At 67.9% G+C, this 24,969-nt stretch carries 26 protein-coding genes; 17 read left to right on the top strand and 9 right to left on the bottom strand.

The genetic code is table 11. The features are described 5' to 3' along the window. Positions 1-107: 107 nt before the first annotated feature. Positions 108-725, top strand: a complete 618-nt coding sequence (locus BAC01S_RS04965) for a TetR/AcrR family transcriptional regulator (RefSeq protein ID WP_027793764.1) — start codon at positions 108-110, stop codon at positions 723-725. 20 nt (positions 726-745) lie between these two features. Here BAC01S_RS04965 and BAC01S_RS04970 read toward each other — a convergent pair whose 3' ends face one another. The 5 genes from BAC01S_RS04970 to BAC01S_RS04990 form a co-directional block, all read right to left on the bottom strand. Further along, complete coding sequence (locus tag BAC01S_RS04970; RefSeq protein WP_027793765.1) at positions 746-976, bottom strand: DUF2795 domain-containing protein; 231 nt, start codon at positions 974-976, stop codon at positions 746-748. Between the two features lie 183 nt (positions 977-1,159). After that, the gene (locus tag BAC01S_RS04975) at positions 1,160-1,420 is read right to left on the bottom strand and encodes a hypothetical protein (RefSeq protein WP_027793766.1); all 261 of its coding nucleotides are present in this window, start codon (positions 1,418-1,420) and stop codon (positions 1,160-1,162) included. Positions 1,421-1,809: 389 nt separating this feature from the next. Then, complete coding sequence (locus BAC01S_RS04980; protein ID WP_027793767.1) at positions 1,810-3,555, bottom strand: ClcB-like voltage-gated chloride channel protein; 1,746 nt, start codon at positions 3,553-3,555, stop codon at positions 1,810-1,812. Positions 3,556-3,691: 136 nt separating this feature from the next. After that, complete coding sequence (locus BAC01S_RS04985; protein ID WP_027793768.1) at positions 3,692-4,429, bottom strand: glutathione S-transferase; 738 nt, start codon at positions 4,427-4,429, stop codon at positions 3,692-3,694. Positions 4,430-4,578: 149 nt separating this feature from the next. Continuing rightward, complete coding sequence (locus BAC01S_RS04990; protein ID WP_027793769.1) at positions 4,579-5,652, bottom strand: YeiH family protein; 1,074 nt, start codon at positions 5,650-5,652, stop codon at positions 4,579-4,581. A 136-nt stretch (positions 5,653-5,788) separates the two neighbouring features. On the opposite strand from BAC01S_RS04990, the gene BAC01S_RS04995 reads away from it, so the two are divergent. The 6 genes from BAC01S_RS04995 to BAC01S_RS05020 all read left to right on the top strand — a co-directional run bounded on the left by BAC01S_RS04995 (position 5,789) and on the right by BAC01S_RS05020 (position 11,313). Next, positions 5,789-6,733 carry a LysR family transcriptional regulator gene (locus tag BAC01S_RS04995; protein WP_027793770.1) on the top strand — a complete coding sequence of 315 codons (945 nt, stop codon included), beginning with the start codon at positions 5,789-5,791 and terminating at the stop codon, positions 6,731-6,733. A 170-nt stretch (positions 6,734-6,903) separates the two neighbouring features. Next, a complete protein-coding gene (locus BAC01S_RS05000) occupies positions 6,904-7,890 on the top strand; it encodes a sugar kinase (protein WP_027793771.1) in 987 nt (328 codons plus the stop codon). Positions 7,891-7,917: 27 nt separating this feature from the next. After that, a complete protein-coding gene (locus BAC01S_RS05005) occupies positions 7,918-8,883 on the top strand; it encodes an NAD(P)-dependent oxidoreductase (protein WP_027793772.1) in 966 nt (321 codons plus the stop codon). After that, positions 8,880-9,941, top strand: a complete 1,062-nt coding sequence (locus BAC01S_RS05010) for a LacI family DNA-binding transcriptional regulator (protein ID WP_027793773.1) — start codon at positions 8,880-8,882, stop codon at positions 9,939-9,941. The genes BAC01S_RS05005 and BAC01S_RS05010 overlap by 4 nt, the downstream gene beginning before the upstream one ends. Before the next feature lie 139 nt (positions 9,942-10,080). Continuing rightward, positions 10,081-10,890 (top strand): YhfC family intramembrane metalloprotease, encoded by an 810-nt coding sequence (locus BAC01S_RS05015; protein WP_027793774.1) that lies wholly within the window; start codon positions 10,081-10,083, stop codon positions 10,888-10,890. 57 nt (positions 10,891-10,947) lie between these two features. Then, positions 10,948-11,313 carry a DUF3022 domain-containing protein gene (locus BAC01S_RS05020; protein ID WP_027793775.1) on the top strand — a complete coding sequence of 122 codons (366 nt, stop codon included), beginning with the start codon at positions 10,948-10,950 and terminating at the stop codon, positions 11,311-11,313. 48 nt (positions 11,314-11,361) lie between these two features. Here BAC01S_RS05020 and BAC01S_RS05025 read toward each other — a convergent pair whose 3' ends face one another. Together BAC01S_RS05025 and BAC01S_RS05030 are read right to left on the bottom strand one after the other, a co-directional pair. Beyond that, positions 11,362-11,796 carry a PGDYG domain-containing protein gene (locus BAC01S_RS05025; protein ID WP_027793776.1) on the bottom strand — a complete coding sequence of 145 codons (435 nt, stop codon included), beginning with the start codon at positions 11,794-11,796 and terminating at the stop codon, positions 11,362-11,364. Between the two features lie 112 nt (positions 11,797-11,908). Then, on the bottom strand, positions 11,909-12,439 hold the full coding sequence (locus BAC01S_RS05030) for a Spy/CpxP family protein refolding chaperone (RefSeq protein ID WP_027793777.1): 531 nt from the start codon (positions 12,437-12,439) through the stop codon (positions 11,909-11,911). A 264-nt stretch (positions 12,440-12,703) separates the two neighbouring features. On the opposite strand from BAC01S_RS05030, the gene BAC01S_RS05035 reads away from it, so the two are divergent. Then, positions 12,704-13,168 (top strand): Lrp/AsnC family transcriptional regulator, encoded by a 465-nt coding sequence (locus BAC01S_RS05035; protein WP_027793778.1) that lies wholly within the window; start codon positions 12,704-12,706, stop codon positions 13,166-13,168. Between the two features lie 223 nt (positions 13,169-13,391). Next, positions 13,392-14,504 (top strand): saccharopine dehydrogenase family protein, encoded by a 1,113-nt coding sequence (locus BAC01S_RS05040; RefSeq protein WP_027793779.1) that lies wholly within the window; start codon positions 13,392-13,394, stop codon positions 14,502-14,504. 87 nt (positions 14,505-14,591) lie between these two features. On the opposite strand, the gene BAC01S_RS05045 is transcribed toward BAC01S_RS05040, so the two are convergent. After that, the gene (locus BAC01S_RS05045) at positions 14,592-15,185 is read right to left on the bottom strand and encodes an AAA family ATPase (RefSeq protein WP_027793780.1); all 594 of its coding nucleotides are present in this window, start codon (positions 15,183-15,185) and stop codon (positions 14,592-14,594) included. Beyond that, positions 15,182-15,340 carry a cytochrome bd-I oxidase subunit CydX gene (gene cydX, locus BAC01S_RS35460; RefSeq protein WP_052408687.1) on the bottom strand — a complete coding sequence of 53 codons (159 nt, stop codon included), beginning with the start codon at positions 15,338-15,340 and terminating at the stop codon, positions 15,182-15,184. Before cydX ends, BAC01S_RS05045 begins: the two co-directional genes overlap by 4 nt. A 202-nt stretch (positions 15,341-15,542) precedes the next feature. Here cydX and BAC01S_RS05055 point away from each other — a divergent pair, with 202 nt between their 5' ends. The 8 genes from BAC01S_RS05055 (at position 15,543) to BAC01S_RS35015 (ending at position 24,895) form a co-directional block, all read left to right on the top strand. After that, positions 15,543-16,007 (top strand): hypothetical protein, encoded by a 465-nt coding sequence (locus tag BAC01S_RS05055; RefSeq protein WP_027793781.1) that lies wholly within the window; start codon positions 15,543-15,545, stop codon positions 16,005-16,007. A gap of 130 nt (positions 16,008-16,137) precedes the next feature. Then, positions 16,138-17,115: a magnesium/cobalt transporter CorA gene (gene corA, locus BAC01S_RS05060; RefSeq protein WP_027793782.1), complete on the top strand. Its 978-nt coding sequence runs from the start codon at positions 16,138-16,140 to the stop codon at positions 17,113-17,115. A 270-nt stretch (positions 17,116-17,385) separates the two neighbouring features. Further along, a complete protein-coding gene (locus BAC01S_RS30330; protein WP_084168206.1) occupies positions 17,386-19,065 on the top strand; it encodes a sugar ABC transporter ATP-binding protein in 1,680 nt (559 codons plus the stop codon). Next, the gene (locus tag BAC01S_RS05070) at positions 19,062-20,084 is read left to right on the top strand and encodes an ABC transporter permease (RefSeq protein WP_027793783.1); all 1,023 of its coding nucleotides are present in this window, start codon (positions 19,062-19,064) and stop codon (positions 20,082-20,084) included. The genes BAC01S_RS30330 and BAC01S_RS05070 overlap by 4 nt, the downstream gene beginning before the upstream one ends. A gap of 160 nt (positions 20,085-20,244) precedes the next feature. Then, positions 20,245-21,285, top strand: a complete 1,041-nt coding sequence (locus tag BAC01S_RS05075) for a LacI family DNA-binding transcriptional regulator (RefSeq protein WP_027793784.1) — start codon at positions 20,245-20,247, stop codon at positions 21,283-21,285. Positions 21,286-21,512: 227 nt separating this feature from the next. Further along, positions 21,513-23,339, top strand: a complete 1,827-nt coding sequence (locus tag BAC01S_RS05080; protein WP_027793785.1) for a methyl-accepting chemotaxis protein — start codon at positions 21,513-21,515, stop codon at positions 23,337-23,339. A gap of 384 nt (positions 23,340-23,723) precedes the next feature. Further along, positions 23,724-24,485, top strand: a complete 762-nt coding sequence (locus BAC01S_RS05085) for a 2-keto-4-pentenoate hydratase (protein ID WP_027793786.1) — start codon at positions 23,724-23,726, stop codon at positions 24,483-24,485. A gap of 29 nt (positions 24,486-24,514) precedes the next feature. After that, the gene (locus BAC01S_RS35015) at positions 24,515-24,895 is read left to right on the top strand and encodes a hypothetical protein (protein WP_169740091.1); all 381 of its coding nucleotides are present in this window, start codon (positions 24,515-24,517) and stop codon (positions 24,893-24,895) included. Positions 24,896-24,969: the final 74 nt, after the last annotated feature.

Raw genomic sequence — 24,969 nt, forward strand, 5'->3', positions numbered from 1 at the left:
GCATGCGTGCCAGATAACGACCACAGATGACGAATTGGATTCTAATACAACACTGTATCTGAATCCAAAGTTGAATTGGAGGAATGTTTCAGTGCTAGACTCCCGCCATGAACCGCATCCGACTGACCCGCGAACAAAGCCGTGACCGGACGCGCGAGCGCCTGCTCGACGCGGCGCAAGCCATTTTTACGAAAAAAGGTTTCGTGGGCGCGAGCGTGGAAGACATCGCGCTGGCGGCGGGTTACACGCGCGGGGCGTTCTATTCGAACTTCGGCAGCAAGGCCGAACTGCTCGTGGAACTGCTGCGGCGCGACCATGAGGCGATGCAGGCCGATCTGCGCGCGATCTTCGAAACGGAGACCTCGCGCGAAGAGATGGAGGCGCGCGTGACGGCCTACTACAGCCGCATGGCGCAAGAGAGTCAGACGTTTCTGCTGTGGGTGGAGGCGAAGCTGCTGGCGGCGCGCGATGCACGCTTTCGCGCCCGCTTCACGGCGTTCCTGAAGGAAAAACGCGACCATCTCGCCGAATACATCGAGGAATTTTCGGCTCGCGCCGGCACGCCGATGCCGCTCGAGCCCGATCTGCTCGTGATCGGCCTGATCGGGCTGTGCGACGGCGTGCAGTTTCTCTCCACGGCCGATCCGCAACACGTCACGCCGCCCGTGGTCGAGGCGGTGCTGAGCCGATTCTTTGCGCGCGTGGTGTTTGGACGCGACGCCTGAGCCACGCCGCACGGCGGGCGTCAGCTGCCGAGCCCTGGGCTGTAGTTGCTGCCGATCAGCCGCGTGACCGAGTCGACGTTGTGATAGTCCTGTTCCGGCATGCCGTCGAGAATTGCGAGCACTTCGTTGCTCGCGCCCGCGTTGCGCGCGGCGTCCACGAGATCGTCCTTGTTGGCCGGCCAGCGGACCTCGCGCAGTACGTCGGTCAATTGCAGATCGATCGGCTCTTCGGGAATGGGAGTGGCAGGCATGCGGGGCGTCCTTTGCCCGGCCGGCGCGGGTCCGCGATGACAGGCGGACCGGGCCGGCAAGGCGGCTGAATCGGCTAAATCATGGCCACGGCGCGACCGGGTACAGCATGGCGCCGCGACGCCAGCATAGCCAATTCTTCGCACCGGCCGACGCTGGGTGTCCGCCGGGGGCCCGGACCAGGTCTAAGTCTGGAGATGCAGTTCGGGCGTCAGGGTTTTGTCGAGCTGTCGCGACTTCGGCAGCGTGATGTATTGCCAATGCTGCGCGCCGCTTGCCATGGGGACCGGCACGTCGGGGGCAGGCGGGGCGACCGGGGCGTCGTTCAGGCGCAGCTGCGGGGCCGCGCCGCCGTAATCGGCCAGGGTTTCCCGTGCTGTATGCGCCGGTGCGGCGAAGCAGGACGCCGAGAGCATCACGGTGGCCATCACTGTCGAGGTTTTCATCGCTCGACCTCCTCTCTCATGCGGCCTTGTGGCCGCAGCAAGCGCCGTGCCGCGCCCGGGCGGGCGCTGCGCGGCAGCCGCGCCGCTCACGCTGGGGGCGGCGCGCCGCATTGGCTTCGCGCGGGTGCGGCGGCTGCTGCCGTGCGGCTGCGCGGGAAGATATGCGATATATCCATAATGGCAGGAAATGGGCACGCGCGTCTCGAACGCGCGTGCTTTTTTGCGCTTTCTGGCCAGCGGCAGGGCGCCGGCCGCGCCGCTTCAGCCGCCCGCCCGCAACCCGTCGAAACGGATCGACCGCCAGGAGGGGCGGTCCCGCATATCGCCGTTGAGCCAGTTCCATTGCGGATGGCGCGCCATGAACGCCTGCGCAGCCAGGAAGCCGCGCGCTAACGATCGGGCGAGAGGCGCCGATAGGCGTCGAGGAGCGATGTCTTGTAGACGACACCGGCAAGCGTAGGCTGCTGCGCGCTCTCGATCACGGGCAGCCGTTCGCCGCGAAAGGCCATGAAGTGCTGCAGTCCGGCCGCGAGCGACATGTCGGGCGTGAGCGCATGGAAGGGCATCTGCACGTAGTCGGCCGCGCACTTGTTCGCGGTGTCGCGTTTTTGCAGCAGGTCCGACGTGATGTCGGCGAGCGCCACGGCGCCGAGGAAACGTCCCGCGTCGTCCGTGACATAGAGGTACTTCACCGGATATTCGAGGAACACGCGTGTCATCTCGGGCACGGTCGCATGGACGCCCACGACGGTGTTGGCGGGCTGGATCAGCGTGCGCATCTGCGTCGCGCGCAGCCGCATGCGTTCCTCTTCTTCGCGGTTGCGATGCAGGGTGATCTCGTACATCGAAGCTTTGCCCGTCGCGCGTGCGACGAAGTACGCCACCACGCACGAGAGCATGAGCGGCAGCACGACCTCGTAGCTGAGCGTCATTTCGAAGATCATGAGGATCGCCATCAGCGGCGCCTGGGTCGCGCCCGTGAGAAACGCGCCCATGCCCACCATCGCGTAGGCGAACGGCGCCGAGGTGCCGTGCGGCCACAGCGCATGCATGCCCTGGCCGAAGAGGCAGCCGAGCACGGCGCCCATGAAGAGCGTCGGCGTGAATACGCCGCCGACCGCGCCCGAGCCGACGGTGGCGGCGGTCGCGATGAGCTTGAAGACGAGCACGGTGGCGAGCGCCGTCCAGGTCCACGGCGAGTGGAGGATCGAGTTGACGACGCTGTAGCCGTTGCCCCAGACCTCGGGCGTCCAGACCGAAAGAATGCCGCAGACGAGGCCGCCCAGCGCGAGCTTCACCGGAAGCGGCACCTTCAGGCGTCCGAAGCCCGTCTTCGCGATGTCGAGCAGGCCCAGGAACTGCGGCGCGAGCAGGCCGCACAAGAGGCCGAGCGCGACGAAGAGCAGGACCTCGGGGCCCGTCACGGGCGGAAACACGGGCATTTCGTACGGGGGCCGGTAGCCCGCGAACTCGCGCATGGTGATGTTCGCCACGACGGAGGCGACCACGAGCGGCCCGAAGCTCTCCATGGCGATCGACCCGAGCACGATTTCGGTGACGAAGAAGGCCCCGGCGATCGGCGCGTTGTAGGCGGAGGTGATACCGGCTGCCGCGCCGCACGCGACCAGCAGGCGCAGGCGCTGCGGATCGAAGTGGACCCAGCGGCCGATCAGCGAGGCCGCGAGCGCGGCGAGCTGCACCATCGGGCCTTCACGGCCGATCGAGCCGCCGCTCGCGATCGTGAAGAGCGACGAGATGCTGCGCCAGAGGCTCTTGCCGACCGGCATCACGCCGTTGCCGATCGCGACGGCCTCGACATAGTCGGTATGGAGGGAGCGGTTGCCGTCGCCCGGCGTTTTGCGTTTGGCGACGAGCAGCAGGCAGCCTGCGATGAAGCCGCCCGCGGCGGGCAGCCAGATGCGCGTGTGCCAGGGCAGATTGCGGGCCATCTCCACGAGGCTGCCGTGGTTGCCCGAGAACACGACCTGCAGCAGGGCAATGCCCTTGCGGAACAGCACGGTCGCACACGCGCCCGCCATGCCGACGATAACCGCCCACACGAGCATCGTGTGGGCGTCTGACAGACGGAAGAGATCGCGGGCGCGGGTGCGCAGTTTCAGCAGGAATGACAGCACAGCGGGCAGGTCGTTGTTAGGAGTGAGCGTCGCCGTGCGCAAGCATAGCATTGCGCGCGGCGAGAAAAAGCGGCGCTGCGGGTGGGGCCGCGGGGGGGAGTGGGACGCCGCGCCGAATGTGCGGCGTGCTCGCGGTTCAGCGCGCGGCGTGATCGAGTTCCGGGTAGTGCCGGAAGATGCCGGTTTCGTTGAACGGGAGGCGGCGGGGCGAGGCGACATAGGCCGCGATGTTCGGGCGTGCGGCAACGGCGTCGTGCAACGCCACGACGTGCGGAAAGTGGCCGCCCAGGTGTTTCGTCGCCTTCGGGAACGCGTAGCACAGCCCTTCGACGATCTGGAAGATCGAAAGATCGACGTAGCTGAGCGCATTGCCGACCATCTGCTTCGGCCCGGCCGGATTTTGTGCGAGCACGCGCTCGAAGTAGCCGAGAAACTTCGGCATGCGGTGCGCGAGGAAGTCGGAAGTGCGCCGCTTCGCTTCGGTTTTTTGATCCTCGTAATAGAGGCCGCTTGCGATCGGGTGATGCGTGTCGTGCACCTCGGTCACGAGGTCGGCGATCGTCAGCTGCAGGCCGTTCGCGACGTATCGCAGCCCTTCGTCTTGCGGCGCGAGTCCGAGCTTCGGCCCGAGATAGAACAGGATGTTGGCCGTCTGCGGCACGATCAGGTCGCCGTCTTTCAGAAACGGCGGCGCGAACGGCGGGTAAGGCGTGGTGCGGCTCTCGAGTTCCGCCATCATCGTGCCGATACCGTAGCCATCCGCCTTCGCGCCGCGCGCCACGTCCACGTACCCGGCCTTTGCCTCTTCCAGCGCGAGCCGCACGAATTCGCCCCGGCCCTGCAGGCCGTCCCAGTAATACAGTTCGTATGCCATCGGTTGCCCCTTTGCCATGACGCGCACGGCCCGCGGACCGGGCCGCACGCCACAGTATCGCGCGCATGGCGCGCGCCCGCGCGAGACGTGCCAGGGCGCGCGAAGGCCGGCAAACTGCGCGGCGAACTGCGCGGCGAACAGGGTTGCGATCAGGCAAAGAGGCGCTCCACCCCCCAGGTGATCGCAAGGCCGCCGCCGATCAGCCAGACATAGAGAATGAACCCGGTGGTCAGCGCGCGCGGCCCGGCCTGGCGGATCTGCGAAATGCGCGTCTCGATGCCGAGGGCCGTCATCGCCATGGTCAGCGCGAAAGTGTCGAGCCCGTTGACCGTGTGCGTGACCGTCTCCGGCAACATGTGCAGCGAATTCACCACCACGCACGCGAGAAAGCCGATTGCGAACCACGGCACCGCCAGCTTGCGGGCGCCTTCGCCATGGTGCGCGCCATGCGCACCGCGCGCCGACCGGTTGACCCACAGACCGACCACGAGCAGCACCGGCACGAGCAGCATCACACGCGTCATCTTGACGATGGTGGCGATGTGGGTGGCCTCGGGGCTCACGTTGCTCGCCGCGCCGACGACCTGCGCGACCTCGTGGATCGTGCCGCCGAAGAAAAGGCCGGCCCCGAGGGTATCGAGATGGAGCCAGCCCGCGCGATAGAGCACCGGGTAGAGGAACATCGAGAGCGTGCCGAACAGCACGACGCTGCCCACGGCCATGGCGCTCTTGTGCGGTTTCGACTGCAGCGTGGACTCGAAGGCGAGCACGGCGGCCGCGCCGCAGATCGCGCTGCCGGCGGCGGTGAGGAGCGCGGTGTCGCGGTCGAGCTTCATGATCTTCATGCCGGCCCAGGTGCCGACGATGAGCGTGCTGACGACGATCACGACCGACTCGACGAGCCCCGGCAAGCCCACCTGGGCGATCTCCTGCAGGCTCACGCGCAGGCCGAAGAACGCGACGGCGATGCGCAGCAGCCTGCGCGCCGAGAAGTTGACGCCGGCGGCCCAGCTTTCGGGCATGCCGTCGCGCAACGCGTTGCCATAGATCGCGCCGCCGACAATGCCGACGATCAGCGGGCTCAGGCCCAGATTGGCGATGGCGGGCAGGGCGGCCAGCCGCGTGACGGCGGCGGCGAACAGCGCGACGAACAGCACGCCGTTGAGCTGCCCGCGAGTGGACGAACGCTGATGCGCGAGGGGCGTTGACGACGTGGCGGACATGTCGGCTCTTTATCGGGTAACGAACGGAGTAACAAGCGAAATAACGAACGAATGCGCCAATCCTAATTTAGATATATCGATATGAAAAATCGTGATTTGCGAAGTAAAATATAAGTCAGTCCGATATTTAATCACCATGACCCCGGAGCAGCTGATAACCTTCGCCGCCGTTGCCGAGCACCGCAACATCAGCCGGGCGGCCGTGGCGCTGCATCTCTCGCAGCCCGCGGTGTCGGGCCAGCTGCGCCTGTTGCAGGAGGCGTTCGGCGAGGCGCTTTACCTGCGTGACGGCCGTGGCGTGCGCCTCACGTCTGCCGGCGAGCAGCTTGCCGCCTACGCGGCGCGCCTGCGCGACAGCTGGCGCGAGGCCTACGCGTTTCGCGACGCCCTGCGCGGCCTCGAGCGCGGCACGCTGCGCATCGGCGCGAGCACCACGCCCGCGAGCTATCTGCTGCCGTATCTGATGGCGGCGTTTCATCGGCGCTATCCCGACGTCAAGATCGAAACCGCGAGCGGCAACACGTCCGATGTCGTCGGCATGCTGGGTGCGCTCGACATCGCGTTGATCGAGGGGCCGGTCGGCGAGCAATTGCCGGCCGACACGGTCGTCAAGCTCTGGCACGAGGACGAGATCGTGGCGATCGCGCCGCATACGCATCCGCTCGCCCGGCAGGTGCTCGACCGGGCAGCCGGGCAGCATAGGGCGGACGAGACGGATGGCGGCCGCATCGCGCTGGCTGCGTTGGGCGACTATCCGCTCGTGCTGCGCGAGGACGGTTCGGGCGTGCGTCAGATCGTCGAGCGCGCGTTCTCGCGCGCGGCCGTGCCGATGCGCATCGCGCTCGAGATCGCCGGGGTTGAAGGCGTCAAGGAGTCCGTGCGCGCGGGCATGGGCATCGGTTTCGTTTCCGCCATGTCGATGCGCCACGAAGACGGCGCGCTATGTCAGATCCCGCTTGGGCCCGAGCCGCTTGCAAGGCGCTTTTCGATTCTCGTGCCGCATGCCGGGGCGGCCTCGCGCGTCGCCCAACGCTTTCTCGACGAGTGCCTCGCCGGGCTGCCCCGCGGGCACGAGGCGTGACGGAAAGCGGCCTTAGGGCTAACCAGAATGGCATGGCGGCGCCGGCCGGCGCACTATGCTCAGACTATTTGGGCGCACAGGCGCTTTTTTTGGGGTTGAAAATGGAACCGGTTCCATTCAACTTGGGGCACCGAATTTTCATCCCGACATCAAGATCAGGAAAACCTTCCATGACCGATTCCCTCGACGTCGTCACCTACGGCGAAGCGATGGCGATGTTCGTCGCCGCCGAACCCGGCCCGCTCGCGCAGGTCGCGCATTTCACGAAGCGCGCCGCGGGTGCGGAACTGAACGTCGCGACGGGTCTCGCGCGGCTCGGCTTCAAGGTGGGCTGGATAAGCCGCGTGGGTGCCGATTCGTTCGGCCAGTTCGTGCGCGACGTCCTCGAAGAGGAGGGCATTGACGCACGCTGCGTGAGCGTCGACACGCGCTTTCCCACCGGCTTCCAGCTGAAGTCCAGGCACGAGGACGGCAGCGATCCGGCTGTCGAGTATTTCCGCCGCGGCTCGGCCGCGAGCCGGCTCTCGCCTTACGATTTCCAGCGAGACTACGTGCTGGGCGCGCGGCATCTGCATCTGAGCGGCGTGGCCCCGGCAATTTCGTCGACGTCGCGCGAGCTGGCGTTCAAGCTCGCACGCGAGATGCGCGCGGCCGGCCGCACGATGACCTTCGACCCGAATCTGCGCCCCACGCTCTGGAATACGCGCGAGGAAATGACGAGCACGCTCAACGAACTGGCGACCTACGCGGATTGGGTGTTGCCGGGCGTGAGCGAGGGGCTCGTGCTGACGGGTTCCGACGATCCGGATACCATCGCGCGTTTCTATCTGGTGCGCGGGGCGCGCGGCGTGGTCGTGAAGCTCGGCGCGCAGGGCGCCTGGTATCGCACGGCGGAAGGCGCGCACGGCCTCGTGAAAGCCCAGCCGGTGGCGCGCGTGGTGGACACCGTGGGCGCCGGCGACGGCTTCGCGGTGGGGGTGATCAGCGCGCTGCTGGAGCGCCGCCCGCTTGCGCAGGCTGTCGCGCGCGGCAACCGCATCGGCGCGCTTGCCGTGCAGGTGATCGGCGATTCGGAAGGGCTGCCGCGGCGCGCGCAGCTCGACGCGCTCGAAACGCAGGACGCGTCGGCCGCCACGGCGGCCGCGGGCGCGGCTTGAAGCAGGAGGGATTGGGAAATGACGGACATGACACCGACGATTGTTGCCTACAAGAATTTGCCTGACGACGTGACCGGCTATCTGCGCGAGCACGCGCAGGTCGTTTTCGTGGATGCCGATACACCGGGAGCGCTCGCCGAAGCGCTCGCCAACGCCGACGGCGCGATCGGCGCAAGCGTGAAGATCACGCCGGCGATGCTCGAAGGCTCGCGCGTGCGCGCGCTCTCGACGATCTCGGTGGGCTACGACCAGTTCGACGTGGCCGATCTCACGCGGCGCGGCATCGTGCTCGCGCACACCCCCGACGTGCTGACCGAATCGACGGCCGACACGGTGTTCTCGCTCATACTCGCGAGCGCGCGCCGTGTCGTGGAGCTGGCCGACTGGGTCAAGGCGGGCCAGTGGAAATCGAGCGTCGGCCCCGCGCAATACGGCGTGGAGGTGCAGGGCAAAACGCTCGGCATCGTGGGGCTCGGGCGCATTGGCGGTGCGGTGGCGCGGCGCGCCGCACTCGGCTTCAACATGAAGGTGCTGTACACGAACCGCAGCCCGAATCCGGCAGCGGAACGCGACTATGGCGCGCGCCGTGTCGGGCTCGACGAACTGCTCGGGGCCTCGGACTTCGTCTGCCTGCAGGTGCCGCTCACCCGCGAGACGCATCGCCTGATCGGCGCGGCGCAACTCGCGAAGATGAAGCCGGGCGCGATTTTCATCAATGCGTCTCGCGGCGCGACCGTCGACGAAGCGGCGCTCGTCGCCGCGCTCGAAGCGGGCACGATCCACGGCGCGGGGCTCGATGTGTTCGAGCAGGAGCCGCTCGATCCGGCATCGCCGCTTTTGCGCATGCCCAACGTCGTGGCGCTGCCGCACATCGGCTCGGCCACGCACGAGACGCGTCACGCCATGGCGCGCTGCGCCGCGGAGAACCTCGTCGCCGCGCTCGCCGGCACGCTCGATCGCAACATCGTCAACCGCGAGGTGCTCGCGCGATGAGCGGCACGGACACGGCCGCGCGGCGCGCGACCATCAGCGATGTGGCTCGCGAGGCGGGCACCGGCAAGACCAGTATTTCTCGCTATCTGAACGGCGAGCACTCGGTGCTCTCGCCGGATCTGCGCACGCGCATCGAGGCTGCCATCGAACGGCTCGACTACCGGCCGAACCAGATGGCGCGCGGTCTCAAGCGTGGGCGCAATCGCCTGATCGGCCTGTTGCTCGCCGATCTCGCAAATCCGTATTCGGTCGAGGTGCTGCAAGGCGTGGAAGCGGCGTGTCATGCGCTGGGCTACATGCCGCTCATCTGTCACGCGGCGAACGAAGCGGACATGGAGCATCGCTATCTGCAGCTGCTCACGACTTATCGGGTGGAAGGCGTGATCGTCAACGCGCTCGGCGTGCGCGAGGCGATGCTCAAGCCCGTGGGCAACGGCGGCATTCCAGCGGTCCTGATCGACCGGACCGTGGACGGGCTCGATGCCGACGTGGTCGGGCTCGACAACGCGGCGGCGGCGCGTCTTGGCGTCGGGCATCTGCTCGAGCAGGGTTGCGACGAGATCGTGTTCGTCGTGCAGCCGTTCGAGCACGTGAGCTCGCGGCGCGAGCGCGTCGCGGCGTTTCGCGAGGCGCTGGGTGGTGTCGTCGGTAGTGCGCAAGCGGTGCGCGGGACGGCCCGCGTGCTCGATCTTCACGATGCCGCCGGGGCGGAAGCGGCGCTCGCCGCGCTCGACGCGCACCTCGACGAAGCCGCGCGGCGCGGGGCGCGTTGCGCGCTCTTTGCGGCGAATGCCCCCGTGGCATTGCGGGTTGCGCTGCATTTGAAGGCGCGGCTCGGCGCGCAATGGCAGCAGCGCGTCGCGCTCGTCGCGATCGACGACCCCGACTGGGCCGAACTCGCCGGCATCACGACGATCCGCCAGCCCACGCGCGAGATCGGCTATCGCGCCGTGGAGTTCCTGCACGAGCGCATCGAGGGCACGGCGGCCGCGACGCGCGCCGCCGTGTTCGAAGGCGAGCTCGTGGTGCGGGAGTCCACGCGCGGCATGGGGGCGTAGCGGCAAGATACTGGCCGGCCCGGCGGGCGGGGCCGTTTGCGTCACGCCCGCCGCGCGAGGCTACGCGCCCATACCGTTATCTGCGATCATTCGGGCTGCGGCGCGCGAGTGGCGCGCGCCGGATGTCGTCAGGATCTCCATGACCGTAGCCCCGATCACCTTGCTGTGCCTCGCGCTGGCGACGCTGTTCGTCGCCGCCTTGCCCGTGCTGCTGTACCGGCGGCTCTCCCGGCCGTACGCGCTCGACTGGCGGGACACGATCTCGGGCATTGCGGTGTTCGCGCTGTTCGCTACGGTGATCGAGCGCGCGCTCAACGGCTATGTGCTGCACGACAATCCCGCGACCGCGCAGTGGCTGGCCGACCCGGTCGCCTTCGTCGTGTATGGGGCGTTCGCGGCGGGTGTGTGCGAGGAGGTGGGGCGCTACATCGCGATGCGGCTGCTCGCGCGCCGCGCGAACCGCGCGGCCACGGCGCCGGAGGACGGCACGGGCCTCGCTTACGGCATCGGGCATGGCGGCGCGGAGGCCTGGCTCGTCGGCGTGCTCGTGCAACTGCAGTGGATCGTCTTCGCGGTGCTTGCCAATCGCGGCGAGCTCGACGCGCATCTCAGCAATCTCACGCTGGACGCCGTGCTGCGCGTCCACCTGATCCTCGCGAATCTTTCCCCGACGTTTGCCGGCGTGTTCGCCATGGAGCGCACGGCGGCGTTCGTGTTCCAGATCGGTTTTTCCGTGCTCATGTGGCGCGGCGTGCGGGCCGGGTGGCGGGGCATCCTGCCGTTGACCATCGTGGTTCACGCGCTGATCGACATGCCGGCGGCAATGTACCAGGCACGCATGCTTGCGCTGCTGGAGGTGGACGGCACCTACGCCGTGCTCGCCATCGCGGTCGCCATCGTGCTGTGGCGCGTATGCCGTTCGAAGCGAGCGGCGGCGTCCATGGCGTAAGCTGGCCTGGTCAGCGCGTTTTTTATCCTGTTTTTTCCCGTTCTCTTACTGGCATCGATGGAAGCCTATCTGTTCGAATGCGCGAGCCCCGACTTCGAGGAACTCGCCCGCGTGATCGCCGACCTGTTCCCCGAGCAAACGCGCTTTGCCGAGCAGGCCGCCGACAACGGCGCGCCGCTCTTGACCGTGCATTGGGTGGCAATGCGTTTCGCCTCGGTGGCCCGCCGCATGACGCTCACGATTGCGATCGCGCCCGCGGCGCTCGCGCGCTATCGCGCGTTGCCCGCACGCCAGCGCGCGCGCAGCTTTGCCGTGCTGAGGGCTTATGTGGAGGCGACGATCGGCTCGCTCGAAGAGCAGCATGCCAAAGGCGAAAGCGTGTCGCGCGAAGTGACGCTGGAACTGGACGAAGAGTTTGCTTGAGCCCCTGGCTGCGCCAGGGCGCTCTGCCGGCTCGCCTTCAAGCGGCCTTCATTCGGCAACGCGATAGACCTTGGCGAAGCGCTCGGCTTTCACGACGCCGTAGTCGCCGGGTGCGTACTGCATGACCCAGTCGCCGGCCGCGCCGGCGAGACGGTCGCCGCCGTCCGAGCGCCGAATCGTGAACGGCTCGTCCATGCGCTTTGCCAGCACGACGGCAGGGCGGTTGCGGTAGTCGCCGGGCTCGCCGTGCGCCAGAGCGGCGTTGGCGGGGAAGTACTTCGCGTCGAAACGCTCGCGCGAGACCACCCAGCGCTCGCCGGTTGCGCCCGTGACGATCGCGTCGCCGCGCGCATAGCGGTTCGGGCCTTCGAGGCTCATGAGTTCGCCGGGTTCCGCGGCGAACGCGACAGCGACGGTTTCGTCCTTGACGACGCGCCGGGCGGCGGCGTCGCCGCGCAGGTCGAGTTGAGTCAGTTCAATCATGGGCTCTTGCGTGAATCGGGTTGCGCAAACAACGACGGCCGGGCAAGGGTGCCCGGCCGTCGCTCGGTCGAAAAGCGTACCGCGATTCTAGCTTCTAGCCGCGATGCGCGCCTTAGTTTGCTGCCGGCGCGCTGGCAGCCGCGGCGTCGCTGGCCGGCGCGGCCTTCGGCTTGCTCTTGTGCTTCGGATGGGCCGGGCCCTTGCCGCCGGCCGGTGCGCCGTGACGGAAGGTCTTGTCGGCGAGGGCCTTCTGGTCGGCCGAGAAGCTGTTGTAGAGCGGCTCGAACGCCGTGACGAGCTTCTGCATGTCGTCCGCGTGGGCCTGCGTGATCTGCGCGTACTGCTTCATGTCGTCGAGCGCGTTACGCGTGTTTTCGCCTTCCACGCGCTGCTTGTAGAGGTCGGCCATGGTTGAGCCGTTGGCGCGCATCTGGTCGGCGAAGGTCTTCCACAGCGGCTCCTGCTCGGGCGTGATCTTCAGCGCCGAGTGCAGGTAGTCGATGCGGTCCTCGATGCGTTGCTCGTGTTGCGCGGCGTGCGCCTCGACGGCTGCCGAGGACGGTGCGGCCGACGAGGCGGCCGTTTGCGCGAAGGCGCCGCTCATTGAGAGCGCGGCAGCAAGGACGACGAAAGCTTTCTTCATTGTTGCTCCTTGGATCGTTTCGTAGCGAGTAGGGCGCAGTGCCGTATCGGTTGCAGGCGATATTAGTACCACGTTAACGCTGCATTGCGGCTGTTGTGCGACAACTGCTTACAAGTGAAACGCGCGGAAACCGTCCGGAATACGCCGAAACAAACGGCGCGGCACGGTGTTCGCAGCTTGTTGCACGCCTTGTTACGGATGCCGGCAGGACCCCGTCGCGGGCGATAATGATGCCATTGTCCGCACACGAGAGACATTCCATCGATGAGACCTCCGCGCCTCGACCAACTCGACGACCTCGACCGCAACCTCGTCGCCTTGCTGCAGGAGAACGCGCGCGAGAGTGTCGCGAACCTCGCGCGCCGGCTGGGCGTGGCGCGCACGACGGTGCTCGCGCGCATCGCGCGGCTCGAGCGCGCGCAGGTGATTGCCGGGTATGGCGTGCGGCTCGGCCAGGATGTGCTCGACGCGAGCCTGCAGGCGTGGGTGGGGCTCATCATCGCACCCCGGCATGGTCCCGACGTGCAGAAGCGTCTTGGCCGGATGCCGGAGGTGCAGCTCCTCTGCGCGGTGAGCGGCGAGTACGACTATGTCGCGTGGGTGCGCGCCGAAACGCCGGATCGCCTCAACGACTTGCTCGACCAGATCGGCGGCATGCCGGGTGTCGAGCGCACCACGACCTCCATCGTTCTGGCGCGCAAGATCGACCGCGGTTCGGTCATGGGTTAGGGCCTTGGGCCCGGGTCTTCGCCACGCACGACCGCCCTGATTTTTTCCTGATTTTCCCCCGATTGATGCCGGTTTCGACGAAATGACGAATCGCATCGTCGGATCGTCGAAATTTGCGGTCGAATCGCAGCATTTTGGATCTATAAACCGTTTTTGCACCTCCCTAGACTTGATGGAAAGGGCGCCGCCGGCCCTCCGGACCATAAAACCAGGGAGATGCAAGATGAAAGTCGCGATTGCAGGCGCCGGCCTGATCGGCCACACCATTGCTCACATGCTGCGCGAGACCGGGGACTACGAGGTGGTCGCGTTCGACCGCGACGCCCGGGCACTCGAAAAGCTCGCCGCCACCGGCATTCCCGTCGAGCGCGTGGACTCGGCGGACGCCGCCGCGCTGCGCGGCGCGCTTTCCGGTTTCGACGCGCTCGTCAATGCGCTGCCGTACTACCTTGCGGTGAACGTCGCGTCGGCGGCGAAGGGCTCGGGCGTGCATTACTTCGACCTCACCGAGGACGTGCGCGCCACCCACGCCATACGCACGCTCGCCGAGGGCGCCGACCATGTCTTCATGCCGCAATGCGGCCTCGCGCCCGGCTTCATCGGCATCGTCGCGCATGCGCTCGCGAGCCGCTTCAGCGAGATCCGCGAGGTCAAGATGCGCGTCGGCGCGCTGCCGCAGTTCCCCACCAACGCGCTCAAGTACAACCTCACGTGGAGCGTGGACGGGCTCATCAACGAGTACTGCCAGCCCTGCGAAGCGATCCGCGACGGCCGCACGCAATGGGTCCAGCCGCTCGAAGGCCTCGAGCACTTTTCGCTCGACGGCGTGGAGTACGAGGCGTTCAACACGTCGGGCGGTTTGGGCACGCTCTGCGAAACGCTCGCGGGCCGGGTCGAGTCGCTCGATTACAAGTCGGTGCGCTATCCGGGGCACCGCGAGCTCATGCAGTTCCTGCTGGAGGACCTGCGCCTCGCCACCGACCGCGACATGCTCAAGTCCATCCTGCGCCGCGCCGTGCCGGCCACCGAGCAGGACGTCGTGCTGATCTTCATGACCGTGACCGGCATGCGCGACGGCCAGCTCGTGCAGGAGGTGTTTACGCGCAAGATCTTCGCGAAGACCGTGTGCGGCGTGCCGATGAGCGCGATCCAGATCACCACGGCGGGCGCGATGTGCGCGGTGCTCGACATGTTCCGCGAAAAGCAGCTGCCGCAAAAAGGCTTCGTGCGCCAGGAACAGGTGTCGCTGGCGCAGTTCCTTTCCAACCGCTTCGGGCAGGTGTATGAAGGCGCGGCGCTCGATGCGCGCACGCTCGCGCAGGCCGCCGCAGCTTGATGCGGCCTGACGTAGCCGGACTGCGAACCCGCCGAAAAAGCACGAGATCAACGAAGAAAACGAAGAGGGCCGTGCGCGCCGTCGGTCTCAGACCGGCGGTGTTTCTTTTGCGATGCGCTGGAGCAAGGCGTCGAAATCGGCTTCCGTGGGGGCGGTGTTGTCGAACACGGCGACTCCCTCGAGCTGCGCGGCCGACGGCACGAAACGGCGCTGCCGGTAATCGTCCCAATGCGCGAGCTTGTAGGCGTCGCCCGGATGCGCGCGCGCGACGATGCGGCGCTGCGCCGTTTCCTCCCCGGTCTGCACCCAGACCACCGTGAGCGCCACGTCGGGGCCGATGCCGAGCCACGCGCGGTCGAACAGGCGCCGTTCGCGGATCTCGCGCGAAAGCGGGGCCACCGCGAGCACGCTCACGCCGAGTTCGAGGTTTTCACGCGCGGTATCGACGAGCCCCAGGTACTCCGGGTCGCGCAGATGCTGCAGGAAGAGCGGGCTGTCGCGGTCGTTGGGGTTGCCGGTGAGCGCCGTCATGGCGGCACCGCCGGTGCGGCCGTAGAGCGTGTCCTTGTCGAGCAGGCAGAAGGGCTCGCTAGTCGCGTGGCGAAGCGGGCCGATCAGGCGCTTCGCGAGGGTGGTCTTGCCGGTGCCCGCGTGGCCGCAGAAGAAAACGAGCCGTGTCACGTGCGGCGGGTCGGGGCCTTGCCGGCCGATGCGTCGTCACCTTGACCGCTTTGGACTTCGCCGGTGAGCTTGCTGTTGGCGTCGAGCCACATTGCATTGATGATGCCGAAGCCGAGCGCCACGCCGATGCCGAGGATCCACGAGAAATACCACATCGTATTCGTCTCCTGTTGGCGAGAGCAAAACCGTCGTGAGGAACGGCGGGCGGCTGCCGTCAGCCACACGAAGCATATACCATGCATGAACGCTGCGGCACGGTCGAGATCGGTGCAATGCAGCATGCATCGAAGGCGTAGCGAGTCAACGCCAGGCCAAAATCAGGCCAAAGCCACAACGACACACTCAGGGGAAGCTTCCATGCCGTCGCGCGCGTTCCACGCCTCGTCCAACGTGCCTGCGCTTGTCGCCGGCGTCACGCTGGCCTTTGTTCTGGCCTTCGTCCTGGCGCTCGGCGGCTGCGCGGAAACGCCGGAGCCGCCCATGCCGTTCAAGGCCGTTCCCGTCGAGCGCATCCTGCTGCCGGCCTACACGCAGCCGGGCGACGGGCTCGTGGCGGTGGACGTGCGGCGCGAGCGCACCGGCAACGTGATCGTCCGGTTCCGCGACGCGCCCGTCTACGTCGACGGCCAGCGTGTCACGGACCTGATGAACGGCGAGCACGTGGTGTTCTACCTGAGTCCGGGCGTTCACCGGATCGGCGTGAGCACCCAGTTCGATCCCCTGGTGGAGATTCGCTTCGCGGTCGATCCGCGCTATACGAACCGTGCGAGCGTCGCGTTCGGCAAGGATCACCGCATTCTGATCCGCCGGGTGGCACAGTAGCCCCTGCGCGCCTCGCGGCATGCCGGGAACCCCGGCGGTCGCCCGGGGGTCAATCCGGCGCAGGAGCGTGGCGCCGGTGCGCCGCGCCGCAACGAACGCCGTCGTCAGGACGAGCCAGGACGAATACGACATGCTGATCAATTGCGCCGCCTACGAGGGCGGAAGAAAGCTGGGCGATATTCCGCTGAAGGACATCAGCGACTATCTCGCCCGACCCGAGTGCTTCGTCTGGGTTGCGCTCAAGGACCCCGACGCCGGCGAGATGGACGCGATGAAGGAGGAGTTCGGCCTGCACGCGCTCGCGATCGAAGACGTCATGAACGGCAGGCAGCGGCCGAAGATCGAGGAGTATGGCGGCACGCTGTTCGCCGTGCTCCACACCATCGAGATCGGCGAGGACGGCGAACTGGCCATGGGGCAGGTCAACGTGTTCGCCGGGCCGAATTTCGTGCTTTCGGTCCGCCATCGCACGCTGCAGGGCTTCCAGGACGTGCGCGCGCGCTGCGAGCGCGAGCCGGAGCTGCTCAAGGAGGGCGCGGGTTTCGTGCTCTATGCGCTCATCGACAGCGTGGTGGACCGCTACATGCCGGTGCTGGACGCGCTCTCGGGCGAGATCGAGGAGCTGGAGGACCGCATCTTCGAGAAGCACGGCGTTTCCGCCTCGCGCGGCATCATCGAGGATCTCTACTCGCTCAAGCGCCGCCTCGTGATCCTCCAGCATCACGTCTCGCCGCTCGTGGAGGCCGTGGGCAAGCTGGTGGGCGGGCGCATTCCGCCGATCTGCGTGGGCATGCAGGCGTACTACCGCGACGTCTACGACCATCTCGTGCGCGTCTCCAATCTTGTCGACGCGCGCCGCGAAATGATCGTCACCGCGATCCAGGTGAATCTCGGCATGATTTCGCTCGCGGAAAGCGAAGTGACGAAGCGCCTCGGCTCGTTCGCCGCGCTCTTCGCCGTGCCGACGATGATTGCGGGTATCTACGGAATGAACTTCCAGGAGATTCCGGAGCTACATTACCGCTACGGCTACCCGGTCTGCCTCGCCGTCATGGCGGCCATCGACGTGATGCTGTATTTCCTGTTCCGCCGCGCGGGCTGGCTCTGAGCACGCGAGGCCGGCGCAGCGCCGCCGCGGCGGGAAGCCCCTCGAAGCGCACAATGAAGCAGGCGCTCAAGAAACGCGCCGGCCGGCCGTTATTCGTAAGGTGATGGCAGCGAAATCGACGCCTCGGGCAGACGAGGCCCCGACCTTGCGATTTTGTTGCGCCACACCAAACGCCGCGCACGCCGGCGGCGCGGTCCCGGCAGGCAGCGGGCGCCGCGGCGCCGGCCGGCTCTTGCCACGCGCGGCGAGGCTCGCGACTACAGGATCGTGATGGATGCAAGTGCCCCCGACGTGATTCCCGCCGCCCACGAGGTGTTCGCGGTGACGGGCGTCGGCAAAACCTATGAGCAGCCGGTGCTCGCCGACGTCAGCCTCGCCCTCCACGCGGGCGAGGTATTGGCGCTGACGGGCGAAAACGGCGCGGGCAAGAGCACGCTCTCGAAGATCATTGGCGGCCTCATCTCCCCGAGCGCGGGCAGCATGACGCTGCTGGGCCGTCCCTATGCGCCCGCGAGCCGCCGCGAGGCGGAGGCGCTGGGCGTGCGCATGGTGATGCAGGAGCTGAACCTGCTGCCCACGCTGTCGGTGGCGGAAAACCTGTTTCTCAACCGCTTGCCCCAGGCGGGCGCGCTGCGCCTCGGCTGGATCGACCGCCGGCGGCTTGCCGAGGACGCGCGCGCCGCCATGGCGCAGGTGGGGCTGGAGGCGATCGATCCCGGCACGCCGGTGGGCGAACTTGGCATCGGCCACCAGCAGCTCGTGGAGATCGCGCGCAACCTGATCGGCGAAACCCGCGTGCTGATCCTCGACGAACCCACGGCCATGCTGACCGGCCGCGAGGTCGAGCTGCTGTTCGAGCAGATCGCGCGGCTCAAGGCGCGCGGGGTGGCGCTCGTGTACATCTCGCACCGGCTGGAGGAACTCGAACAGATCGCGCAGCGCGTCGCGGTGCTGCGCGACGGCCGCCTCGTGCGCGTGGACGGCATGGAGAACCTCACGCCCGAGCGCATCGTCGCGCTGATGGTGGGCCGCGAGCTTGGCGAGCATATCGATCTCGGCGAGCGGCGCATCGGCGCGCCGCTCCTGAAGGTCGAGGGCCTCGGCCGGGCGAATGCCGTGCGCGACGTATCGTTCGAGGTGCGCGCGGGCGAGATTTTCGGCGTGTCCGGGCTGATCGGCGCCGGCCGCACCGAGCTGATGCGCCTCATCTACGGCGCCGACCCGAAGGATCGCGGCAGCGTCGCGCTCGCGCCGCAGCCGGGCGCGGCGCCGGTGCCCGTGAAGATCGACGCGCCGGCCGACGCCGTGCGGCTCGGCATCGCGCTGATCACGGAGGACCGCAAGGGCGAGGGCCTGCTGCTGCCCCAGCCGGTCGCGGCTAACGTCACGCTCGGCAATCTCGGCGCGGTGTCGCGCTATGGCGTGATCGACGGCGCCCGGGAGCACGCACTCGCCCGCGGGCAGATCGACGCCTTGCACATCCGCGCGGCCGGGCCGCGCCAGGCCGTGGGCGAGCTCTCGGGCGGCAACCAGCAGAAGGTCGTGATCGCGCGCTGGCTCGCGCGCGGCCTCACCTCCGACGTGCGCGTGCTGCTGTTCGACGAGCCGACGCGCGGCATCGACGTGGGGGCGCGCTTCGAGATCTACGCGCTGATGAGCGCGCTCGCGCGCGAGGGCCGGGCACTCGTCGTCGTGTCGAGCGATCTGCGCGAGCTGATGCTGATCTGCGACCGCATCGGCGTGATGTCGGCGGGCCGGATGACGGCGACCTTCGCGCGCGGGCAGTGGTCGCAGGATGCGCTGCTCGGCGCGGCGTTCGCGGGCCACCGCGCCGAGGACGCGCTGCTTGCCGACGCCGCGGATCTGCCGCAGGCGCCGGCGGGCGAACCGCAAGGCGATGAGCCGCGCGGCGGCGAGCGCGACGATCCCCAAGGAGGCGCAGCACCATGACGAATCAACCGTTGCGCGGGCAACCGGGCGGCGAACCCGCCGCCGTGGCGGTGCAGCCGGCCATGAAGCCGGTGAGCAGGCGTTCCGCGTTCTCGAACTATCTGGGCCTCGCGCTCGCGCTCCTCGCGATGATCGTGCTGTTCTCGCTGCTGAGCTCGCACTTCCTGACTTACGACACCTTCAGCACGATCGCGAACCAGATTCCGGATCTCGTCGTGATGTCGGTGGGCATGACCTTCGTTTTGATCATCGCGGGCATCGACCTTTCGGTGGGTTCGGTGCTCGCGCTCGGCGCCTCGGTGGTGAGCGTCGCGTCGCTCAAGTGGGGCTGGGGCGCGTTGCCGGCCGCGCTGCTCGGGCTGGTGGCCGCCGCCGCGACGGGCACGTTCACGGGCGCCGTCACGGTGGGCTGGCGGATCCCGTCGTTCATCGTTTCGCTGGGCGTGCTCGAAGCGGCGCGCGGCCTCGCCTATCAGATGACGAACTCGCGCACGGCCTATATCGGCGACGCGTTCGACTTCCTCTCGAACCCGATCGCGCTCGGCATTTCGCCGGCGTTCCTGATCGCCGTCGCGGTCATGGTGATCGCGCAGCTCGTGCTCACGCGCACGGTGTTCGGCCGCTACCTGATCGGCATCGGCACGAACGAGGAGGCGGTGCGGCTGGCGGGTGTCGACCCGCGCCCGTACAAGGTGATCGTGTTCGCGCTCATGGGCGCGCTCTCGGGGCTCGCGGCGCTGTTCCAGATCTCGCGGCTCGAAGCGGCGGATCCGAACGCGGGCGACGGGCTCGAACTGCAGGTGATCGCGGCCGTCGTGATCGGCGGAACGAGCCTCATGGGCGGCAGAGGGTCGGTGATCAGCACGTTCTTCGGCGTGTTGATCATTTCGGTGCTGGCGGCGGGGCTCGCGCAGATCGGCGCGAACGAGCCGACCAAGCGCATCATCACCGGCGCGGTGATCGTGGTGGCGGTCGTGCTCGACACGTACCGCAGCCGCAAGGGCAGGCGCAGTACATAACAATCGATTGAGAGGGCGCGGTCCGCTCGGGGGCGGGCCGTCGAGGGCTTTAGCCGCGTTGCGGCGCGCGCAGCCGCAACATGGGGCAAGCGGCGCAGGCAGGTGCAGGCACGCAAAGCGGCTGCAACTAGCAGTGAACCAGGCAGGAGCAACAGAAAAAATGGCGACGATCAAGGATGTGGCCGCCGTGGCGGGGGTGTCGTTCACGACGGTGTCGCACGTGGTCAACAATTCGCGGCCGGTCTCGGCCGACGTGCGGGCCAAGGTGGAGCGTGCGATCCGCGAGTTGGACTACGTGCCTTCGGCCGTGGCGCGTTCGCTCAAGGCGCGCGCGACGGCGACTGTCGGGCTGCTCGTGCCGAACGGCACGAATCCGTATTTCGCGGAGCTCGCGCGCGGGGTCGAGGACGGCTGTGCGAAGAAGGGCTATTGCGTGTTCTTCTGCAATTCGGACGACGACCCGGACAAGCAGCGCAACTACCTGCGCGTGCTGCAGGAAAAGCGCATCGACGGGCTGATCGTCGCGTCGGCGGGCGACGACGCCGTGCTCGCCGGCACGCTCGCCCACGCGCGCGAGCCGCTCGTGGTGGTCGATCGCAACATCGAGGGACTCAACGCCGACCTCGTGCAGATCGACCACGAGCGCGGCGCGTGGCTCGCTACACGCCACCTGATCGAACTCGGGCATTCGCGCATTGGCTGCATCACGGGGCCGGTGACGACGGCGGTGAGCGCGATGCGCGTGCATGGCTTTTTGCGTGCGATGGCCGAGCGCGGCATCGAGGTTCCGCCGGGCGCGATCGTCGAAGGCGACTTCTCGGGCACGGGCGGCTACCACGCGGCGGCCCGCCTGCTCGACGGCACGCGGCCGACGGCGATCTTCGCGTGCAACGACATGATGGGCATCGGGGCGTTGCGCGCCGCCGCCGAGCGCGGCCTTTCGGTGCCCGGCGACTGCTCGATCATCGGCTTCGACGACATCCAGTTTGGCCACTTCACCTGGCCCACGCTCTCCACCGTCGGCCAGTCGGTGCGGGCGCTGGGCGAACTCGCCGCGCTCACGCTGATCGAGCGGATTGCCGGCGGCGCGCTGGCGCAGCCGGGTCCGGGCCGCCGCCGCGTGATGGCGCCGCGCCTGATCGCGCGCGAGTCCACGGCGCCGCTGGGCGGCTCGATGGCCGTGCCGTCGCTCGCGGCCTGAAGCGATCGGGCCGAGGGCTTCCGCCGGGCCGCTGCCAGCCTGGCGCCTTCGGTGCCGCGCATCCGCGCGTCGGTGTTTTGTAATTTTTCCCGGCGCATCAGGGCGTTATCCTCAGACCATTTAGTTTTTTCAAGTCTCTCCAAACGTTTGCCGTAAACACGCTTTAGAGCACAGGCTCGAATCGTGGCGATCAAGCGTTCGCCATCACGGTATGCACGGGGAGGGTCATGAACAAGGGCATCAGCATCAAGGCGCGCATCGGCCTCACGATGATATTTCTGGCGACGCTCGTCGCCGTCATCAGCGTGTTGGGGCTGCTTGGCCTCCGGCGGGCCAACGAAGCGTACCTCGACACCTACGCCAATCAGATGCCGAGCGCCCGCGCCATCAATGTCTCCGAGCTTTACGCCGCGCGCGAGCGGCTCGTGCTCGACCGTGCGGGCTTCGAGATGGGTACGCCCGAAGTCGCGCCTACGCTGGAGCGCGCGCACATGATGCGCGGCATCTCCGACGACTGGTGGAAGAAATATCTCGCTCTTCCGCGCGATGCGGAAGAAGACCGCCTTGCGCAGGAAGTGAGTGCGCGGCGCGACACGCTGCACCAGGCCGCGGACGCCTTCGCCGCGGTCGTCGCGGGCGGCGACCAGACGAAGCTCGTTGCCGCCGCAAAGGGCGTGCAGGCTGCCTACGACGACCTTGCCAAGGCCGACGAGGAGCTCGACAAGCTGCAGAGCACGCAGGCGGAGCAGGGCTACGAGGACGCCGAGGCGGCGCACCAGGAGCTGCGCATCGCCAGCGTCGTGGCGCTGCTCGTGGGCATCGGCGCGGCCGCCTTCTCGTTCTTCACGCTGCGCCGCGCGATCGCCGGGCCGCTGGCCGAGGCGCTCGGCCATTTCGAGGCGATCGCCGGCGGCGACCTGCGGCGCTCGGTGAGCGTGGACCGGCGCGACGAAATGGGCGATCTGCTGGGCGGCGTCTCGAAGATGCAGCGCAGCCTGATCGACACGGTGCGCAGCGTGCGCGAAGGCACCGAATCGATCGCCACCGCGACGCGCCAGATCGCGGCGGGCAACATCGACCTCTCGTCGCGGACCGAGGAACAGGCTTCCGCGCTGCAGGAGACCGCCTCGAGCATGGAGCAGCTCACGGGCACCGTGAAGCAGAACGCCGACAACGCCCGCCAGGCCAGCGCGCTCGCGGCCAACGCCTCCGAGATCGCCAACAAGGGCAACAGCGTCGTGAGCCAGGTGGTGGGCACGATGGGCGACATCAACCAGAGCTCGGCGAAGATTGCCGAGATCATCACGATCATCGAAGGCATTGCTTTCCAGACCAATATCCTGGCGCTGAACGCGGCCGTGGAAGCGGCGCGCGCGGGCGAGGAGGGGCGCGGTTTCGCGGTGGTCGCGGGCGAGGTGCGCAGCCTCGCGCAGCGCTCTTCGGCGGCGGCCAAGGAGATCAAGGCCCTCATCGACACCTCGGTCGAGCGCGTGCAGACCGGCACGGCGCTCGTGGACGAAGCCGGCCGCACGATGGGCGAGATCATCGCGGCCGTGCAGCGCGTGACGGACATCATGGGCGAGATCGCGGCCGCCTCGCAGGAGCAATCGAGCGGCATCGACCAGGTGGCGCGCGCCGTGAACCAGATGGACGAGGTGACGCAGCAGAACGCCGCGCTCGTCGAGGAGGCCGCGGCCGCCGCGCAGTCGCTCGAAGACCAGGCGAGCCGGCTGCGCTCGGCTGTCGCGGTGTTCAGCCTCGACGACACGGGCCACGCGGCCGGCTTCGGCGCGCCGGCGAAGCCGGCGGCGATCCGCAGCGCGGCACCCGCGGCGACGGCCGCGCCGAAGCCGACTGTCCAGGCCGCAGGGGCCGTAGCCGTATCCGTACCCGCCCGGCCGGCGCTCCCGGCAGCTTCCGCCGCGGCGAAACCCGCGGCTCGCCCGGCTGTCCGGCCCGCGCGGCCTGCGGTGCGCGCTGCCGCGGCAGCCGCGGCACCGGCGGCGGCAACGCCGGTCGCCGCCGGCAGCGACGACGACTGGGAAACTTTCTAGGAATCCGTGGCGCCCGGGAGGCACCCGGGCCCGAGCCGGGAAACGCCACGGTACGTACCGCACGCCGCTGCGCCCGCAGCGGCGTTTTTCGTTCCTTTTCGTCCCATAAGGGGTGACGCACACGCTGCGCGCTTGCGGTTACGGTAAATTGACGGGCGGTGTCACGAACGCGGCCAGGGCGCCGGGGTACACTGCGCGCTTGCGCGGCGGCGGGCGAAATCCTTTCCGGCGCGCGCCATGCCCGAGTTCGCCGGCGCTTTCGACGAGCGGTCCCGTAGAGAGCCTGTACGCAAAACGACCTGGAACAACCCCTAACGATCGCAACGACCGTCCGCCGCGCCGGCAACCGCCCGGCCTCGCGAGACAGCGCAAGAGGACCCAGACATGACGCATGACGATCTCGCGCAGCGCCTCGTGAATGCGCGCCGCCGGCATCAAATGATCGACACGGTGGCGCCCGAGCGCCTGCCGCCCGACGCGGCCACGGCCTATGCCATCCAGCAGGCCGTGATTGCGGGTCTCGGCACCGTGACGGGCGGCTGGAAGATCGGCGCGAAGGCTCCCGGCGCTCCCGCTTCGGGGGCACCGATTCCGGCGCCGCTCGTGTACGTCTCGCCCGTGCGCCTCGAGCGCCAGGCATTTTTCCGCGTGCTGGTGGAACTGGAGATCGCGTTCCGTTTTGCCGAGCCGATCGCGCCGCGCGGCGAAGCCTATGCGCGCGACGAGGTGCTCGCACGGGTCGGGCAAATCCTGCCGGCCATCGAGGTTGTCGATAGCCGCTACGCCGAGTGGCCCAATGTCGCGCCGCTCGCGCAACTCGCTGACGCGCAGAACAACGGCGCGCTCGTGACCGGTCATGCGCAGCCCTATGGCACGCTCGCCCGCGCGCTGGACTTCGTCGCCCCCGAGCTCGAACTGTCGTTCGACGGCGAGTCGCTCGTGCCCGAAGCGCCGGGCAATCCGGCCGGCGATCCGCGCGAACTGCTCGTGTGGTTCGTCAACCATTGCGCGGCCATGGGCATTACGATCGAACCCGAATGGACCGTGACCACGGGCACCTATGTCGGTGCGCATCGCATCGACCGGCCCGGCCTGCTGCACGGGCACATCGACGGGCTTGGCGAAGTGGAGATCGAGTTCGTCTGAGAACGCGGAACCCGCGATGTCGGACCGAGGTGGGAACTGAAGCCGTCGGCGCTCTGCGCGACGGCTTTTTCATGCGCGCGGAATGCCTTGTCTGCTGGCGCAAGCTGTCATTTCTGCCAGTTACCCAGGGCGAAGCTGCAACCGAAGCCGCTATTGCGGTGAGGGGCGCGCAAGACCGCGGCGACCTGCTGCGCAATGCGCGGCACCGTGCCGACGCCGGCAGGTTCGACACGCAAGAATGGAAAAAAATGGAGGGTGACGTGCACGGACAACAGCCCGGAGCGCAGGGCGCCGCTCGAATGCATTGCCGGTCCGGATTTTGCACGGGTCGGGAAGATCATTGTAAGACGGAGCTTGCCGCTCTCCAAGCCGGAAAACGCCGGTTCGAATCCGGCGCGATTTCTGTGTGAAAAAAAAACCAAAAGGGTTTAGGATGAATTCGAGCGATGTCGTTTCCGATGAGCGCGCCGCGCACGACATCGGT

It is taken from the genome of Paraburkholderia acidipaludis NBRC 101816, assembly GCF_000684975.1.
GTDB lineage: Bacteria > Pseudomonadota > Gammaproteobacteria > Burkholderiales > Burkholderiaceae > Paraburkholderia > Paraburkholderia acidipaludis.

What these genes read in the sequence shown, in the direction of transcription:
- BAC01S_RS30330 (WP_084168206.1), top strand. Translation starts at nt 17,386, where the DNA reads ATGGATGCAAGTGCCCCCGACGTGATTCCCGCCGCCCACGAGGTGTTC.
- BAC01S_RS05015 (WP_027793774.1), top strand. Translation starts at nt 10,081, where the DNA reads ATGACCGTAGCCCCGATCACCTTGCTGTGCCTCGCGCTGGCGACGCTG.
- BAC01S_RS04970 (WP_027793765.1), bottom strand. Translation starts at nt 976, where the DNA reads ATGCCTGCCACTCCCATTCCCGAAGAGCCGATCGATCTGCAATTGACC.
- BAC01S_RS05005 (WP_027793772.1), top strand. Translation starts at nt 7,918, where the DNA reads ATGACACCGACGATTGTTGCCTACAAGAATTTGCCTGACGACGTGACC.
- BAC01S_RS04995 (WP_027793770.1), top strand. Translation starts at nt 5,789, where the DNA reads ATGACCCCGGAGCAGCTGATAACCTTCGCCGCCGTTGCCGAGCACCGC.
- BAC01S_RS04990 (WP_027793769.1), bottom strand. Translation starts at nt 5,652, where the DNA reads ATGTCCGCCACGTCGTCAACGCCCCTCGCGCATCAGCGTTCGTCCACT.
- BAC01S_RS05030 (WP_027793777.1), bottom strand. Translation starts at nt 12,439, where the DNA reads ATGAAGAAAGCTTTCGTCGTCCTTGCTGCCGCGCTCTCAATGAGCGGC.
- corA (WP_027793782.1), top strand. Translation starts at nt 16,138, where the DNA reads ATGCTGATCAATTGCGCCGCCTACGAGGGCGGAAGAAAGCTGGGCGAT.
- BAC01S_RS04965 (WP_027793764.1), top strand. Translation starts at nt 108, where the DNA reads ATGAACCGCATCCGACTGACCCGCGAACAAAGCCGTGACCGGACGCGC.
- BAC01S_RS05080 (WP_027793785.1), top strand. Translation starts at nt 21,513, where the DNA reads ATGAACAAGGGCATCAGCATCAAGGCGCGCATCGGCCTCACGATGATA.
- BAC01S_RS05010 (WP_027793773.1), top strand. Translation starts at nt 8,880, where the DNA reads ATGAGCGGCACGGACACGGCCGCGCGGCGCGCGACCATCAGCGATGTG.
- BAC01S_RS05070 (WP_027793783.1), top strand. Translation starts at nt 19,062, where the DNA reads ATGACGAATCAACCGTTGCGCGGGCAACCGGGCGGCGAACCCGCCGCC.
- cydX (WP_052408687.1), bottom strand. Translation starts at nt 15,340, where the DNA reads ATGTGGTATTTCTCGTGGATCCTCGGCATCGGCGTGGCGCTCGGCTTC.
- BAC01S_RS05025 (WP_027793776.1), bottom strand. Translation starts at nt 11,796, where the DNA reads ATGATTGAACTGACTCAACTCGACCTGCGCGGCGACGCCGCCGCCCGG.
- BAC01S_RS04975 (WP_027793766.1), bottom strand. Translation starts at nt 1,420, where the DNA reads ATGAAAACCTCGACAGTGATGGCCACCGTGATGCTCTCGGCGTCCTGC.
- BAC01S_RS05020 (WP_027793775.1), top strand. Translation starts at nt 10,948, where the DNA reads ATGGAAGCCTATCTGTTCGAATGCGCGAGCCCCGACTTCGAGGAACTC.
- BAC01S_RS05035 (WP_027793778.1), top strand. Translation starts at nt 12,704, where the DNA reads ATGAGACCTCCGCGCCTCGACCAACTCGACGACCTCGACCGCAACCTC.
- BAC01S_RS05000 (WP_027793771.1), top strand. Translation starts at nt 6,904, where the DNA reads ATGACCGATTCCCTCGACGTCGTCACCTACGGCGAAGCGATGGCGATG.
- BAC01S_RS05085 (WP_027793786.1), top strand. Translation starts at nt 23,724, where the DNA reads ATGACGCATGACGATCTCGCGCAGCGCCTCGTGAATGCGCGCCGCCGG.
- BAC01S_RS04985 (WP_027793768.1), bottom strand. Translation starts at nt 4,429, where the DNA reads ATGGCATACGAACTGTATTACTGGGACGGCCTGCAGGGCCGGGGCGAA.
- BAC01S_RS05075 (WP_027793784.1), top strand. Translation starts at nt 20,245, where the DNA reads ATGGCGACGATCAAGGATGTGGCCGCCGTGGCGGGGGTGTCGTTCACG.
- BAC01S_RS05040 (WP_027793779.1), top strand. Translation starts at nt 13,392, where the DNA reads ATGAAAGTCGCGATTGCAGGCGCCGGCCTGATCGGCCACACCATTGCT.
- BAC01S_RS05055 (WP_027793781.1), top strand. Translation starts at nt 15,543, where the DNA reads ATGCCGTCGCGCGCGTTCCACGCCTCGTCCAACGTGCCTGCGCTTGTC.